The 14,272-nt window shown below is 39.8% G+C and carries 20 protein-coding genes and 1 pseudogene; 19 read left to right on the top strand and 2 right to left on the bottom strand.

What is annotated here, in order from left to right; genetic code table 11:
• Positions 1 to 6 precede the first annotated feature (6 nt).
• The 19 genes and pseudogenes from KUH03_RS17275 to KUH03_RS17180 all read left to right on the top strand — a co-directional run bounded on the left by KUH03_RS17275 (position 7) and on the right by KUH03_RS17180 (position 12,533).
• Positions 7 to 375: a hypothetical protein gene (locus tag KUH03_RS17275; RefSeq protein WP_257095157.1), complete on the top strand. Its 369-nt coding sequence runs from the start codon at positions 7 to 9 to the stop codon at positions 373 to 375.
• A 184-nt stretch (positions 376 to 559) separates the two neighbouring features.
• Positions 560 to 1,360 carry a tyrosine-protein phosphatase gene (locus tag KUH03_RS17270; RefSeq protein ID WP_257095155.1) on the top strand — a complete coding sequence of 267 codons (801 nt, stop codon included), beginning with the start codon at positions 560 to 562 and terminating at the stop codon, positions 1,358 to 1,360.
• Positions 1,361 to 1,571: 211 nt separating this feature from the next.
• The gene (locus KUH03_RS17265) at positions 1,572 to 1,982 is read left to right on the top strand and encodes a DUF3843 family protein (RefSeq protein WP_257095152.1); all 411 of its coding nucleotides are present in this window, start codon (positions 1,572 to 1,574) and stop codon (positions 1,980 to 1,982) included.
• Positions 1,955 to 2,671 (top strand): DUF3843 family protein, encoded by a 717-nt coding sequence (locus KUH03_RS17260; RefSeq protein ID WP_257095150.1) that lies wholly within the window; start codon positions 1,955 to 1,957, stop codon positions 2,669 to 2,671. Before KUH03_RS17265 ends, KUH03_RS17260 begins: the two co-directional genes overlap by 28 nt.
• Positions 2,672 to 2,908: 237 nt before the next feature.
• A complete protein-coding gene (locus tag KUH03_RS17255) occupies positions 2,909 to 3,136 on the top strand; it encodes a hypothetical protein (RefSeq protein ID WP_257095148.1) in 228 nt (75 codons plus the stop codon).
• A 312-nt stretch (positions 3,137 to 3,448) separates the two neighbouring features.
• On the top strand, positions 3,449 to 4,003 hold the full coding sequence (locus KUH03_RS17250) for an RNA polymerase sigma-70 factor (protein ID WP_257095146.1): 555 nt from the start codon (positions 3,449 to 3,451) through the stop codon (positions 4,001 to 4,003).
• Positions 4,004 to 4,520: 517 nt separating this feature from the next.
• Positions 4,521 to 5,012, top strand: coding sequence for a FecR family protein (locus tag KUH03_RS17245; RefSeq protein WP_257095143.1), 492 nt, complete (start codon positions 4,521 to 4,523; stop codon positions 5,010 to 5,012).
• A gap of 124 nt (positions 5,013 to 5,136) precedes the next feature.
• Positions 5,137 to 5,280 carry a hypothetical protein gene (locus KUH03_RS17240; RefSeq protein WP_257095141.1) on the top strand — a complete coding sequence of 48 codons (144 nt, stop codon included), beginning with the start codon at positions 5,137 to 5,139 and terminating at the stop codon, positions 5,278 to 5,280.
• A 17-nt stretch (positions 5,281 to 5,297) separates the two neighbouring features.
• Positions 5,298 to 5,444, top strand: coding sequence for a hypothetical protein (locus KUH03_RS17235; protein WP_257095139.1), 147 nt, complete (start codon positions 5,298 to 5,300; stop codon positions 5,442 to 5,444).
• 17 nt (positions 5,445 to 5,461) lie between these two features.
• On the top strand, positions 5,462 to 5,998 hold the full coding sequence (locus tag KUH03_RS17230; RefSeq protein ID WP_257095137.1) for a TonB-dependent receptor: 537 nt from the start codon (positions 5,462 to 5,464) through the stop codon (positions 5,996 to 5,998).
• A 1-nt stretch (position 5,999) separates the two neighbouring features.
• A complete protein-coding gene (locus tag KUH03_RS17225) occupies positions 6,000 to 6,752 on the top strand; it encodes a hypothetical protein (protein ID WP_257095135.1) in 753 nt (250 codons plus the stop codon).
• A complete protein-coding gene (locus tag KUH03_RS17220) occupies positions 6,721 to 6,915 on the top strand; it encodes a hypothetical protein (RefSeq protein ID WP_257095133.1) in 195 nt (64 codons plus the stop codon). Before KUH03_RS17225 ends, KUH03_RS17220 begins: the two co-directional genes overlap by 32 nt.
• Complete coding sequence (locus tag KUH03_RS17215; protein WP_257095131.1) at positions 6,912 to 7,898, top strand: hypothetical protein; 987 nt, start codon at positions 6,912 to 6,914, stop codon at positions 7,896 to 7,898. The genes KUH03_RS17220 and KUH03_RS17215 overlap by 4 nt, the downstream gene beginning before the upstream one ends.
• Positions 7,880 to 8,359, top strand: coding sequence for a hypothetical protein (locus KUH03_RS17210; protein ID WP_257095129.1), 480 nt, complete (start codon positions 7,880 to 7,882; stop codon positions 8,357 to 8,359). The genes KUH03_RS17215 and KUH03_RS17210 overlap by 19 nt, the downstream gene beginning before the upstream one ends.
• 26 nt (positions 8,360 to 8,385) lie before the next feature.
• Complete coding sequence (locus KUH03_RS17205) at positions 8,386 to 8,799, top strand: hypothetical protein (protein ID WP_257095128.1); 414 nt, start codon at positions 8,386 to 8,388, stop codon at positions 8,797 to 8,799.
• Positions 8,778 to 9,901 (top strand): annotated as a pseudogene (locus KUH03_RS17195) (SusD/RagB family nutrient-binding outer membrane lipoprotein). Before KUH03_RS17205 ends, KUH03_RS17195 begins: the two are co-directional and overlap by 22 nt.
• A gap of 163 nt (positions 9,902 to 10,064) precedes the next feature.
• On the top strand, positions 10,065 to 10,817 hold the full coding sequence (locus KUH03_RS17190; RefSeq protein WP_257095123.1) for an alkaline phosphatase family protein: 753 nt from the start codon (positions 10,065 to 10,067) through the stop codon (positions 10,815 to 10,817).
• Positions 10,818 to 10,890: 73 nt separating this feature from the next.
• Entirely contained in the window at positions 10,891 to 12,288 is a 1,398-nt protein-coding gene (locus KUH03_RS17185) for an alkaline phosphatase family protein (protein ID WP_257095121.1), read from the top strand.
• A gap of 38 nt (positions 12,289 to 12,326) precedes the next feature.
• Positions 12,327 to 12,533, top strand: coding sequence for a phospholipase domain-containing protein (locus tag KUH03_RS17180; RefSeq protein WP_257095119.1), 207 nt, complete (start codon positions 12,327 to 12,329; stop codon positions 12,531 to 12,533).
• 118 nt (positions 12,534 to 12,651) lie between these two features.
• Here KUH03_RS17180 and KUH03_RS17175 read toward each other — a convergent pair whose 3' ends face one another.
• Complete coding sequence (locus tag KUH03_RS17175) at positions 12,652 to 13,035, bottom strand: TlpA disulfide reductase family protein (RefSeq protein WP_257097069.1); 384 nt, start codon at positions 13,033 to 13,035, stop codon at positions 12,652 to 12,654.
• Positions 13,032 to 13,994, bottom strand: coding sequence for a hypothetical protein (locus tag KUH03_RS17170; protein ID WP_257095117.1), 963 nt, complete (start codon positions 13,992 to 13,994; stop codon positions 13,032 to 13,034). Before KUH03_RS17170 ends, KUH03_RS17175 begins: the two co-directional genes overlap by 4 nt.
• Positions 13,995 to 14,272: the final 278 nt, after the last annotated feature.

Raw genomic sequence — 14,272 nt, 5'->3', positions numbered from 1 at the left:
TTTCCAATGTATGTTCTTCTGAAAGATGATTTGGTGATGGTAAGTAATGATTCTTTGTCTTTACATGATATCCGTCAAAATAAAACGGCTGGCTCTGCAAATAAAGATTTTATTAAGTTGATGAAGCAAAATAAAATGTCTGCTGCGATTGATTTGCAAAAGTTGCCCGCGATGTTAAAAGAGATGGGTGTAAGTCCAGGAAAACAATGGGAACAAACTATGGCGCAATTGAATCAATATGGTAGCACAGCGATCACTTCGAAGGGAATTGTAGGTAACCGAATGGAGGCCGAAATATCAACAAAACTGCCAGAGACAAAAGAAGGTGCTATCGGCTATATGATTGATCAGATCCTGCGGGAGATCGGTAAATAAGATGGTATTGAACTGAGCATCAAACAACTTTATAACCCGATTGTTTGATGCAAAGTTTGTAATATTATGGTTATATTTTTATAATGTTAATATAATATTACGCTCTTTTGGGCTGATAGTGGTATTTTTGTGATTTATTATTTACAAATAATAAGATAACTAAACGATTTATACTTTATATAATATGGGGATATTTTCAAAACTATTTGGAAACAAAACTCAAGATTCAAAGATTAAGGTTGTAGGTACACTCGCTTTTTTAGAGGTAGATATGCACAATCATATCCTTCCCGGAATAGATGATGGAAGCCAGTCCATTGAACAATCTATTGATTTGTTGAAAGGCTTGGGGAGAATGGGATTTGAAAAATTTATTTGTACACCACATATTATGGAGGGTGTGCATCCGAATACAATCCGAACAATTGAGGATGCCAAAGATAAATTGGTGAACGGAATAAAACAACTTCCTAACAGTCCTGCGATTTTTCATGCTGCCGAACATATGATCGATGATGGCATTGCGAGATTGATCGATACAAACGAACTTTGTGTTATGCCTGGCGGGTATGTGCTTATAGAGATGTCCTATCTGCAGGAATCCAGAGCGTTATTTCAAACCATTTTAGATATACAAAGACTGGGTTACCAGCCGATTTTAGCACACCCGGAACGCTATAATTACTACCACTATAATTTCAATATGTACAAACAGATCAAAGACGCTGGCTGTATGCTACAATTGAATCTTCTTTCTATCAGTAGATATTATGGTGTCGAAGTGAAATCTGCGGCCTTGACAATGATTAAATCGGGTATGTATGATTTTGTAGGAACGGATGTACATCACAGTCGCCACCTTGCAGCATTAGAGGAGATCGTTGCAAAATATCCGGTTCGTGACTTGCTAAAAACGTGTAATATTTTAAATCCGACGCTTCAGGATCATCTGGAAAGTAATGATAATGTAATCGCCGCAGGATAAAGACAAGATAAATTTACAATACAGAGATGCTCATAAGGCATCTCTTTTTTTTCTGTTAGACGACCCTTTGTCCTCATTGAGCTAATTCGTCTACGGCAGTTTTGTCTTTTATTGGCCAGAAAGAATATCTAAATAATTTTCGTCTATGCTTGTATTTTGCAATGATGGAAATTTCGAAAATTTGGCTACTTTTGGATTTAGCATTTTTCATATGAGAGGAAACAAAATTTTTATTCAAGATTGGATTGCACACCATACTTACCAGAAAGCAAACGATATAGATAGTTATTATTTAAGAGTTGCCAATCAGATCAACGATAGTCTGTCGACGTTGTGGTTTGAAGAGCCGGAGACAAATGACCTCATTCACACGGATGCATTAAAAACATTAAGTATTTATCTCACCTGTTATCTAGAAGATGTTATTGCCAATACAGGGATATTCGCTGCTTTTAGAACCATCCATAAAGAACTATACAACCAGTTTTTGCCTTTCTACAAGGATAATAATCTGACGGATTACTATCCTGAAGATATCAATAGCGAAGATGTCGCTGTATTGACCTGGTTATTTTTAGTGAACGGAATCCACATTTGTTTATTGATCCTCATGGCCGTTTGATACAGTTGATAACGGATCTGGCCTATGCAATTTTGGAGGAACATTATGAAGTGGCCCCTGAAAATCCAAAATTAAAATCAGAATATTCATTAGATGAAAATGCGAACTATTTTGAGGTCCGTAATTTTATCGAAAAACTTGTCGCAACAAACTATCTGACTGCAGGAGAGTATAACACCAACCTTAATCACCTGATGCAGGTGGCAGAATTGGGAAGATATCAGCATGATCAAGCTCAATTGCAACAAATGATTTATCGCGTCCGTGATAATCATTTCAACAATTATAGGCTACATTTATTTGCCCTTAAATCTTCCGAATTTGTTGCAGAGGTAGTGGGTAAGGAACACGGTCTATATAGCTCAGTAAAAACGCTGGGTAATCGGATCCATAGTTTTTTTGAATATGTAAAGACCGATGAGCAGTTTGTCCATGTAAAACATATTGGCACAAAAACAGCATTCAAGATTTACAAGGATTCAATTCAGGAATTTGCGGAGCCTTCTGCCGTATTATCTTTTTATATGGAAATCGTTCCCTGGAAAGATGCTTGGAATTTGTCAGGAATTATGACGGTGGTCAATCCGGATGAGGTGAATTTTGATCTGCCGGAACAATATGAAATGACTTACCGTATTGAAGCGATGAACGGTAAGGACAAGAGCCTGAAAAAACAGAAAAGCAGTTGAAAGATATGGGGAAATTATTCCAGTCAGAGCAAAAGGCTGCTGTCGCTTTCATGGAGGGACGGAAGTAAAAGAATTTGCAAACGAATTCTTTCAAAGATATCAGCAAAAATATCCAAGCAAAGAGGAATCGCCACTTCCGGAATCGAATTTAGAACTAACTGCAGATGCAAAAGTAACCGTTTTCTTCAATCCAAAGACTGGTTTAGAGGTATTCGGCGGAATAGAAGAATTTTTCCGTTGAAACATAATCCTTTTATTGAAAAGGAAGAAAAGGGAACTGAAGCAGATGTGCCTTATGCACGTTATTTCTTGAATCTTTTGGTAGAAGACTTTTTCCAAGCGAATTGCCAAAGTACTATGCTAACTTATTCAAGGCTGAAGTGGATAAACAATTCTTCTTCCCATTGGAAGAAACAATACTGGATTTTTTCCTACGTTTCTATAAAAGGGGCAGTTACTTTCTAGGACCTTTTCCGCTCCTAAAATAATAGCTTTCTATTAAGTACATATAATTTTTTTAATCCCATTGGAATTTACAATGGGATTTTTTATTGAATTAGACCCTATTGCTATAACCGATCTTTTGCTTTCGCAACATTGTTTTTAGTCATCAATACCTAAACTGCCCGCTCGTAGATTAATTTAATGTAAATTAATCGTAGTTAAAATGTTATAATCATTCTAGGAAGGAACATGCTTTGGACAGTGATCTATTTTCATTCCGATATTTTGAAAAATTCTACCTAAACTTGTAGGGTCAATTGTAAGTGTTGAAGGATGCCTATTGAAAATAACAACATTCCGGATTTTAAAAATTTCTTTTTGTCTTATAAAGATAAGGTGTATAAATATGCCTTGTTACATCTAAAAGAAGAAGATACTTCCGCCGATTTGGTTCAGGAAGCATTTTCGCGCATTTGGAAAAAGTGGGGAGAGTTAGACGAAAATAAGAATCCTCAGTCTTATTTATATACGATTGCTAAGAATCTTGTATTTGACGAATTGAGGAAGCAGAAAGTACGGGTTCAATTTCAACTTGATGGGATAGATGTTTCCAGCCAGGTGGACAATTCAAACGAAGAATCCATCCGTTTTAAAGACTTGGAACGCGTCTATCGTGAAGCAATTGAAAAGCTTCCTAGGGCTCGCCTGGAGATATTCCTTTTGAGTAAAGAGGAATTTTTGGACAATCAGGAAATTGCCGACCGCTTGGGTATTTCTGTTAATACTGTGCGGGACCAACTTGTCAAAGGGAACAAGTTTGTGCGCCAATATATTCTTGATAATTTTGAGATTTCAATAGCCCTATTGATTTTCTTAACTATTTTTTAGTGTAGCGTCGTCTTATCGTCTTTTAGATACGTATATGTATTTAAACGATGGCAAAGATGATGGATCCTAAACTAGCTGCACTATATAAAAATACCTACTGGGGAACTAACCCCACAGGAAAAGACCATATTTTTAGATTTACTTACTGCTTGTGATGAAGAGGATCTGCCCAGTCTAGAGGAGGTAATTGCACTGGATGATAACGTCTGTGATTTGAATAAATCTACTTCAGACCATATTTTTATATGATTACCGGTACTGAATTAAATACTACAGTGCAGCCCATATGGAGGAGATGGCGAGTTTTAATTTCGGCAGCAGCCGCATTATTGTTGATTAGTTTTGCATTTCTATTTTGGGATATAGTGCCATCAACGCAGACTGAAAGCAAGTACAAAGTTGTAAAATATACCAATCCGACGAAATTTGTTAAGCAGCTCACACTTTCTGATGGTACTCAGATTGCGCTTCGCCAGGGGCATATGTCGAAATTCTATCTGATTTTAATACAGATAGTTTGCGTCGGGTAAAACTATCGGGAGAAGCTTTCTTTGAAGTTGCTAAGAATCCTGAGAAAGCTTTTGTCATTGTAAATTCAGGAGATTTTGACGTACGCGTATTAGGGACAGCATTTAATTTAATTTGCTCACCGCAACGTAGCTGTCTGGTCTTAAGCCACGGAAAGGTGAAGGTATCACATGGAAAACAGTACTCTATCGTCCATCCTGGCCAGCAGGTGGCTTATGATAAACGGGAAAAACAATTTGATGTATCTATCGCAGATACGGTCATTTCTTCAAATGGAAAAGATGACCTATTGTCTTTCAATAACGTTCCGCTATCGCAGATTGTCGCGGATCTGAACAACCTATACCCCGATCAAAACCTACGGTTGATCGATTCATTTCAAGCAGCAAGTTATACAGGATATCTGCCTGCCAGTGATCTTGAAAAATCACTAAAAATTCTTAATACCGCATTTAATCAAACAATCATCCATAAAAAGTAATTTATGAAAAGAACCAATTACTATTTAAAACTTATGGGCGGTGCTTTGCTATTTCAGTCCTTAGCACTTCAAACCATGGCCACTCAGTTTAAGACTGGGGAGGAATCGGAAAATTCTTGCCAAAATGGAACAAAAGTTCAATGTAAAATTTGGCTATGATGCTTCTATCAGTGATCAAAAAATCAATGAATTAGTTAACCTTGAGAAATTAAAAAGGAAGAGATTGCCCAATTCATCCGGACGATTTCTGACGGGCATCTTGAGGTAAGAAAGATTGATGATAAGTTGTATGTGGTTTCAAAGAAAGGGAACGCTGAATCAGAAAGTAAAAAGTCCCATGCCGCACAAAAGGAATTGCGCGGAAAAATAGTTGATCAGGAGACTAACCTGCCGATCGGGGTGCCACGATACGTGTCAAAGGGACAGCAATAGCGGCAACGACGGATCAGATGGGGGCATTTAAACTATCTAATGTTTCAGATCAAGCTATACTGCAAGTTTCTTATATCGGGTATGAACTGAGCGAAGTGCCGGCAACTGGTGCGAGTTTGATTCGGCTTTCCAAATCGTCGGAGGCTTTGGAGGAGGTTGTCGTGACAGCTCTGGGTATCAAGCGTGAGCAGAAAGCCTTGGGATATGCCGTTCAGGACATCAAAGGTGACCAGTTAGCCAAAGTAAAGGGTGTTGATGTAGGAACGACCTTAACTGGCCGTGTCTCTGGATTACGCGTCATGAACAGTACTGAATTTAATCGTGCGCCAGATATACAACTTCGTGGAAAAAGTCCTTTATTGGTCATTGACGGTGTTGCTTATGAAAACATGAGTTTGCGTGATATCGCTGTTGACAATATCGAGAATATTTCGGTGCTAAAAGGCTCTACAGCGGCGGCTCTCTACGGTATTGAAGGGGCAGGTGGTGCGATTATGGTTACTACCAAAAAGGACTTTCGCAAAAGGAGTAGAAATAACCGTAAACTCCAATAATATGTTCTTTGCAGGTTATTTAGCACTCCCTAATGTACAGTCATCTTATTCTGCTGGATATGGCGGTAAATACAATACCGACGATGAGGTCTGGGGAGATAAGCTGGATATCGGTCGGAAATATAAGCAATGGAATCCATTCACCAAACAAATGGATGATGTAGAGACTGAATTGACTTCAAAGGGTAAAAACAATTTCCAGAATTTTTTGGAGCCTGGATTTATCTCCAATAACTCTGTTAGCTTTACGAATCAAGGAGAAAACGGGAGTATCCGTACCTCCATAAGTCATATCTACAATAAGGGGCAATATCCGAATACTAAGCTGAATATGACCAATATTTCGGTGGCTGGAGAAACCAAAATATCTGATAAGGTGAATCTGGAGACCCGCTTGGGATACAACAGAAGGCATGCTCCCAACGATTTTGGTTCAGGCTACAATAATCAAGGGTATATCTATAATATCTTGGTATGGACAGGACCAGAATACGATCTAACGCAATATAAAGACTATTGGCAGACTGAAAATGTTAGTCAAAACTGGTTATATAAAGCCTGGTACGATAACCCTTATCTTTCGGCTTATGAAAAAATAAGTGCAGAACTAGTCAATAAATTGAATGCTGCGGTTACCTTAAATTACAAAATGACCGATTGGGGAATTTTCTGTTGCGTAGTGGATATGACTACTATGGTAATTCAAGGAGCAAACCAATCCGATGGGTATCTATGGAACCCGTGGTGGTTTTGATGGCTCAGGAGGTTATGATAACAGGGGAAATACTGGTCTAGAAAACAGGATGGCTTTAGTACGACCAATGACTTTATCTTTACGGCTAAAAAGAATTTTGGTGATTTTGGTATCGATGCGCTTGTGGGTGGATCTATTTTCTATCGCAGGGATAATACCATGACAGCGTCTACAGTTAATGGTCTTACTATTCCCGGATTTTATTCCCTGCGTAACTCTACAGGACCTGTTTCCGCTGTAGAGGGTAAAACCAAGGAAATGCGTAATGGTATATACAGTCGATTATCGTTATCATGGCGCAATGCGGTATTCATTGAAGGTACTGCCCGTAATGACTGGTATTCGATGTTGCCGGATAAATCTTATTTTTATCCATCAGTATCAGGAAGTGTTGTGGTGTCGGACCTCATTCAAAAGCCAAATTGGCTGAATTTATTGAAAGTAAGAGGTTCTTGGGCATCTACGGTATATCCACCTGATCCATATGAAATTAACCAAACGTTTGGCGTGAGTAATAATGTTTGGGATGGTATGACTACAGCTTCGTATCCGAATATTATAAAGGACTATTCCATCAATCCGACTAAGGAAGATATGGCGGAGTTCGGATTGGAATGGGCTGTTTTAAACAACCGTTTGACGGGAAATTACACCTACTACGCTAGAAGACGCTATAATATCAAAGCTGATATCTCGAACTCCAATTACAGCAATATATCACACACGACAGGTTTTAGGGCTCGTCTGATCAATTTGAAAGAGGAACGTATGACCCGAGGTCATGAGATCTCTTTGGGCGGGGTTCCGATTCGGAGAGCGAATTTTGAATGGTCTGTCAATGGGAATCTATCGCAAAATCTGCAATATTATCATAAACTTGACCCAGATTATACAGCGGATGCACTCTATATAAAAGAAGGTATGCGTACAGATCATTATGTGACACGGGACTGGGAACGTTCACCGGATGGAGAAATTATTCACAATGCTGCTGGAATGCCCATCAGTGCTGTACATACAGCACGATTGTTTGGTTATACAGCACCGAAATGGTTTTGGGAATCACCAATCAATTCCAATACAAAGATTTTGGCCTCTCTTTTAGTTTTGATGGTCGCATCAAAGGTTTGTCCTATTCCAATATGAATGCGCGTCTATGGCAAACGGGAGCACATCCTGATTCCGATACGAAAGAGCGCTATGAAGAGGTGGTTAATGGCAAGCGTACTTTTGTAGGTAAAGGTGTGAAAATTGTATCTGGAGAGGTAAGCTACGATAAATATGGTCAGATTATCAAGGATACACGTGTTTTTGCGCCGAATGAAACTGTTGTGTCTTATGAAAACTATTGGAAAAGAGCTTATTCGGGCACGCAAAATATTTGGGATGAAACATTTATTAAACTAAGGGAGGTTTCATTAAGTTACAATTTGCCGAAAGACGTAGCTTCCCGATTTAAAGCCAAAAAGGCAAGCATTGGTGTTACTGGACAGAATTTGTTTTTATGGACAAAAGAATATCGATTCTCTGATCCGGATGCCGGTTCTGAAGATCTGAACTCTCCATCGATGCGTTACCTTGGTTTTAACTTAAGCCTTAGTTTCTAATCTTACACTTTTAACACGGATTACAAATGAAAAAAATAGTCACATATTTATTAATCGGACTCTTTGGGACAACAATATCCTGTTCCAAGTTTGAAGAGATCAATACCAATCCTGAAGCGACCGATAAGGTGACTTCGGGCATGATCGCCACACGGATAATATTACACCTTGCTAACCAGCCCACACAAAAAGGTTTTCTACAGCCTTATATGCTCAACAAAAATGTTGTTTGGACAGAATTTGTGGAGTCATATCAATATAACGGTTTCGGAGCAGGATCACTGAGCTTTAGCGCAATAAATGATGCGCAGTTCATGCCTCAATTCGCCACTTCAGAGAAATTGGCTAAATCGTACGAGGGTTTAATGTATTTTGCCCGTGCCGTCAAATTCTTTGAAGCGACCATGGATTTAGGGATATACCTTATAACGATGCTTTAAAAGGAGAAACGGATAAGCAATACTTCCCTAAATACGATACACAAAAGGAGGTATTTCTCGGGATTCTAAAAGAATTGAATTGGCTGATCAGGCCTTTGCAGCTGGTGAAAATTTTGCTGGAGACCCTCTTTATGGAGGAAATACCACAAAATGGCGCAAATTGGTCAATAGTTATACCTTAAATGTTTTAATGCAGCTGAGCAAGAAAGTAGGTGATGCGGATTTAAATATCAAAAATCGTTTTCAGCAGATCGTTGCCAATAAGCCAATTTTTACAGCAAATGCGGATAATTACCAGCTGATACGTTCGGATAAAAGTGGTCAACAATACCCTTTTTATAAAGTTGGAAATAACTTTACCATCTATCCAACCATGTCTACTGAAATCGTAGATAGATTGAAAACGCGCTCGGATCGTCGTCTATTCTATTATGGAAACCCTTCACCTAAAAAGATTACTGGCGGAATGACAGCGGCGAACTACGATGCCTACGTTGGCATTGATCCATCGTTGAAATATGATAATATTCTGGATATTAAAAACAGCAATGACTATTCAAAACTGAATGATCGTTATACTGAGGTCGTAACAGGTGAACCGACACAGCAGCTTTCATATGCACAGCTTTGTTTTATCATCGCTGAAGCAGCTGTTCGTGGCTGGATAAATGAACCTGCATTGGCATGGCACAAAAAGGGAGTTGAAGCCTCTATGCAATTTATCTTTGATAATACACCTAATACAGCCCAGTTTCATCATGGGATGCCCTTGGATGCAGCTTATATCAGTACCTATGTCGGTGGTTTGACATTGCCTACTGGAACAGAGTCACAAATCGAGGAGATCATTACCCAAAAATATCTTGCCAGTTTTCTGCAGTCGGAGTTTAATACCTATTATGATTATAGAAGAACAGGATATCCAAAATGGAAAATCAATCCTGAGACAAGCTTAAATTCGGAGGCAACGGGCAAAATACCAGTTCGCTGGAGATATCCTGCCGTTGAGTATGATTACAACACGGAGAATGTGGATGCTGCGGTGTCCAGACAATTTGAGGGTGTTGATAATGTTAATCAATTGATGTGGATATTAAAATAGGTAATACTTTGATCTGTTGAATTATTATCGTAAAAACTATCCCTGCGCATGAGATCAATCATGTGCGGGGATTTTTGTTAAAAACGTTACATGAAAAGCGCCAGCGAATGAATATATTCGCTGATAGACCATTGAATTTATAAGAGATATAATAGCTGTTTTTATGGATAGTAGAAGAGACTTTATAAAGAAGGCCTCCTTGTTGGCTGGGGTTTTTGGCTTACAGAGTGCTGTACCGGATGCGATACAGCGTGCTTTAGCGATTGAACCTGTTGTGGGGAGTTCTGTTTTAGATGCCGAGCATATTGTTTTGTTAATGCAGGAGAATCGCTCCTTTGACCATAGTTTTGGTACACTGAGCGGGGTTCGGGGATTTAATGATCCAAGAGCGATCGAGTTGCCTAGTGGAAATCCGGTTTGGTTGCAGGCTTCAGCTTCAGGGAAGACCTACTCACCCTTTCGATTGGATATCAAGAATTCCAATGCAGCCTGGACAGGAAATCTTCCACATTCATGGGAAAATCAAATGGCAGCACGTAACCAGGGTAAGCATGATAATTGGATTGAGGCGAAGCGTCCCGGTGGAAAGGTGCTGAGTGAGATTCCGTTGACCATGGGCTATTATACCCGTGAAGATATTCCCTTCTATTATGCATTAGCCGATGCGTTTACCATTTGTGACCAGCATTTTTGTTCTTCCATTACAGGTACGACAACCAATCGCCATTTTTTCTGGACAGGCACTTGTGTGCCCAATAAAGGAGCAAAACCGTTGATCCGTAATTCGGATATTTATTTCAACCGTTGGGCGCATTGGAAAACTTTCCTGAACGTCTGGAAGCTGCGGGTATCCCTTGGAAGGTATATCAGAATGAAGTCAGTATGGAAAGCGGTCTTAATGGAGAAGAATGGTTAGGTAATTTTACAGACAATAACTTAGAGTGGTTTTCACAATACCATATTGAATTCAAAAAAGCCACTTGGAATTTATGCGTAAGCGTGTCGTTGAACTGCCTGCTGAAATCCAGGAGCTTGAAAAAGCATTGGCGAATAATGGAACTGAAAGTGTACAGAAAACCCAAAATAAGCTTAAGCAAAAGCAAGAGCAGCTGAGCAGCTATAAGAAAAAACTGGAAGGACTCACTGAACAGGCATTCCAACAACTTCCTAAAGAGCAAATCGCTTTGCATGAGCGCGCTTTTCAGACAAATGAGGATGACGCGTTTTATCGTGAGACGACTTCAGTATTACATGAAGGAGAACAGATTACTGTACCAAAAGGGGATGTATTACATCAGTTTCGAAAAGATGTAGAGTCTGGGGATTTACCTACTGTATCTTGGCTGGTTGCACCACAATGTTTTTCTGATCACCCTAGTGCACCGATGTATGGAGCTTGGTATGTGTCCGAAATCTTGAATATACTGACCGAAAATCCGGAGATTTGGAAGAAGACTGTTTTTATACTGAACTACGACGAAAATGATGGTTACTTTGATCATATTCCGCCGTTTGTCGCACCCAATCCAGCAGATGCCCGGTCGGGAAAAACTTCAGCAGGACTGGATTATAGTGATGAATATGTGAGTTTGGAACAGGAGTTGGCCAGTGGTGAGAAGAAGGAGCATGCCACGGAGGGACCGGTTGGTTTGGGCTATCGGGTACCTTTGATCATTGCGTCTCCTTGGAGCAAAGGCGGCTGGGTCAATTCAGAGGTCTGCGATATCACTTCGACCATTCAATTTATGGAGTATTTCTTCGATAAGAAGCTTGGTAAGGATGTGAAAGAACATAATATCAGTTCCTGGCGCCGTGCTATTACTGGAGATCTGACTTCGGTATTTCGTAAAGCAGAAGGCGGAACTGCTGTAGAACTACCATTCTTGGATCGCAATCAACAGATCTATGCAATTGATCAAGCCAAATCCAAGCCACTCCCGAACAACTTCCATGTATGGACGGCAGATGAGATGAAAGCTTTGCAGGCTACTGGAAAGGCTGCACAATTGGCAAGACAGGAAAAAGGTCAAAAAAATTCTAATGCGCTGGCATATGAGTTGTATTCGAGTGAATCCATTGATAAGGACAAGGTAAAACTGACGATGTCCGCGGGTAATAAGATTTTCGGAGCTAAATCCCTGAGCAGCCCTTTTAATGTGTATAGTGGACCAAGTTATAAAGATGGTGTAAGTTTTTGGCCATTTGCGGTTATCGCTGGCGAGGAGTTGAGTTTTGACTGGAACAGAGCTGACTTTAAAGATGGTTATTATGATCTAACCGTATATGGGCCAAATGGGTTTATGCGTAGCTTTAAAGGTGAAGGGGAGTCTTTGTCTGTTGTTGCAACCTATGAGATCGGGAAGAAAGGAATTCCCACAGGAACCTAATCCTTGAAGCGAGCAATAAAGGAGACAAAGCACTTCAGGTGCAGGTGAAAGATAATGCGTACAGTTCTTGGCAGAAAAATAACGTACTGGCGGCCGGGAAATCCATCAAATGGGTTGTAGAATCGCATAAAGTTAGCGGTTGGTATGATGTTACTTTGCAGATTGTAGGCAGTAAATTTGTTCGCCAGTTCGCTGGTCGTGTAGAGACCGGAAAACATTCGAAGACTGATCCACAATTGGGATAAAATCCAGCGGGCATATCATGCTGAAAAGAATAAGCGGAACATCGTATTAAATAATAATGAAAGCCCCGGTTTTAGTTGAATCGGGGGCTTTTTGTTTAGGACAGTTAATATCCGGCTTTTATTTTTTAATCCATTCTTCAAGTAAGGCCTTTAGCTTAGGGTCGCTAGGTCTTGGACTATCCGCAGTGATTAGGTTTCCGGTTTTGTCAATGAGTATATAGCGCGGAATAGAATTGACTTTGTAAGCGTTGGAAAGTTCGTTGTCTGAACCGGCATGTAGCTGAGTACCTTTTAGCTTTTTCTCTTTCACATAGCTGTCCCATTTGGGTTTATCCTGATCTACTGATACGCCTACAAACGCTACTGGTTTTCCGTTAAATTCTTCATTTAATTTTTCCCAATGCGGTTCTTCGGCACGACATGGACCACACCAGGTCGCCCACATGTCAATTAAGACAACTTTGCCTTTAAGATCTGCGAGACTTGTTTTCTTGCCGTTTATATCAGGGTAATTAAATTGAAATGCAGGTACACCTGTTTTTGTTTCGACCAGTCGTGCCTCGACAACTTTTGATCGTTCGATTTGCTCAGGTAGTGTAAAATATTTTTGTATTGCTCATTCATTTCCTGAAAGTCACCATAGGAACGTGCCCCCTCAAGACGTTGCAATACATATTGTCCTTTAAGCACGTCTGGTCCGATCGCTGCAATTTGCTGCTCAAGTGTTGGTTTGGAGGACAGATCCAGTTTACGATAAATCATATTGCTCAAAAAGCGGTCGCCGTACGGGAATTTTAATAATTCCGTTGTTAGGAAACGGTCTGCATTGAATTGCGTGTAGAAGTCGCTCATTTCCTCTTTGCTCGGGTGGGCTGAACGTGGCATGTAAAGATAAGAGATCGCATAATAGGCAAAATCATAATCGACTAGCTCGGGGAAGAATTTGTCAAAAATTACATTTCCTGTTTTTGCGCTCTTTTTGATGGCATCAAGTTTTGCTTTGAACTGTTCAACCTCTGGAAAGAAATCAACATAGGTGCTCATTCCTCCGGGCGTGGTCCCTTTATCTCGGAAAGTTTTCGATTGTTTGTCCCAAGCGTATAACGTTTCGTTTTCTGGACTGTTTTTACCTGTTAATTCATAATCATTTTGACTTAATTTTAGATTTAAACTCTCATTTCCCTTGAAGTAAAAGCGAAAAAGTCCCTGTTGATTCTGTGCATTCCCGCTGCCAACGGAATACAATCCTTCATATTCAGGCGTAAAGCGAAATGCAAATCGTCCCGATGCATCGGGAATGGAAGTGGCGATTTCCTTTAATCGGCCATTCAGCACTTTAAATAAACCGACACGTTTTACTTTTGTGGGATCTGTCGTTCCGGTAATGTTGCTTGGCTGTTGTGAAAATGCGACAACTGAGCACAGTAAGGTAGTGAGCAATAAAATGGTTTTTCTAATCATGAGATAGATCGTTAACTTAAATTAAATGGAATAATTTTCTTAATATCCTTAGCCTTATATAAACTGGCATCTTTTCTTTGTATGGCCTCTCTTAAGTCCAGCAGATCTTTTTTGTCGTTGGTTAAGAACGGAGCTGTTAAATCTGACTTGAGCAGTTTTCCATCCCTTTGGACGCCTGATCAAAATCTTTTAAATAGTAATGTAATAGTATCAGCCGATAACTGTCAACGGGATCCAGTGTTTTTCGTTGTTCTGCGGCTAGATATTCTGCACGTATG

It is taken from the genome of Sphingobacterium sp. E70 (assembly GCF_019285695.1).
GTDB classification, from domain to species: domain Bacteria; phylum Bacteroidota; class Bacteroidia; order Sphingobacteriales; family Sphingobacteriaceae; genus Sphingobacterium; species Sphingobacterium detergens.
The sequence above is the reverse complement of the archived record's forward strand: the minus strand, read 5'-3'. Positions and strand labels throughout refer to the sequence as shown.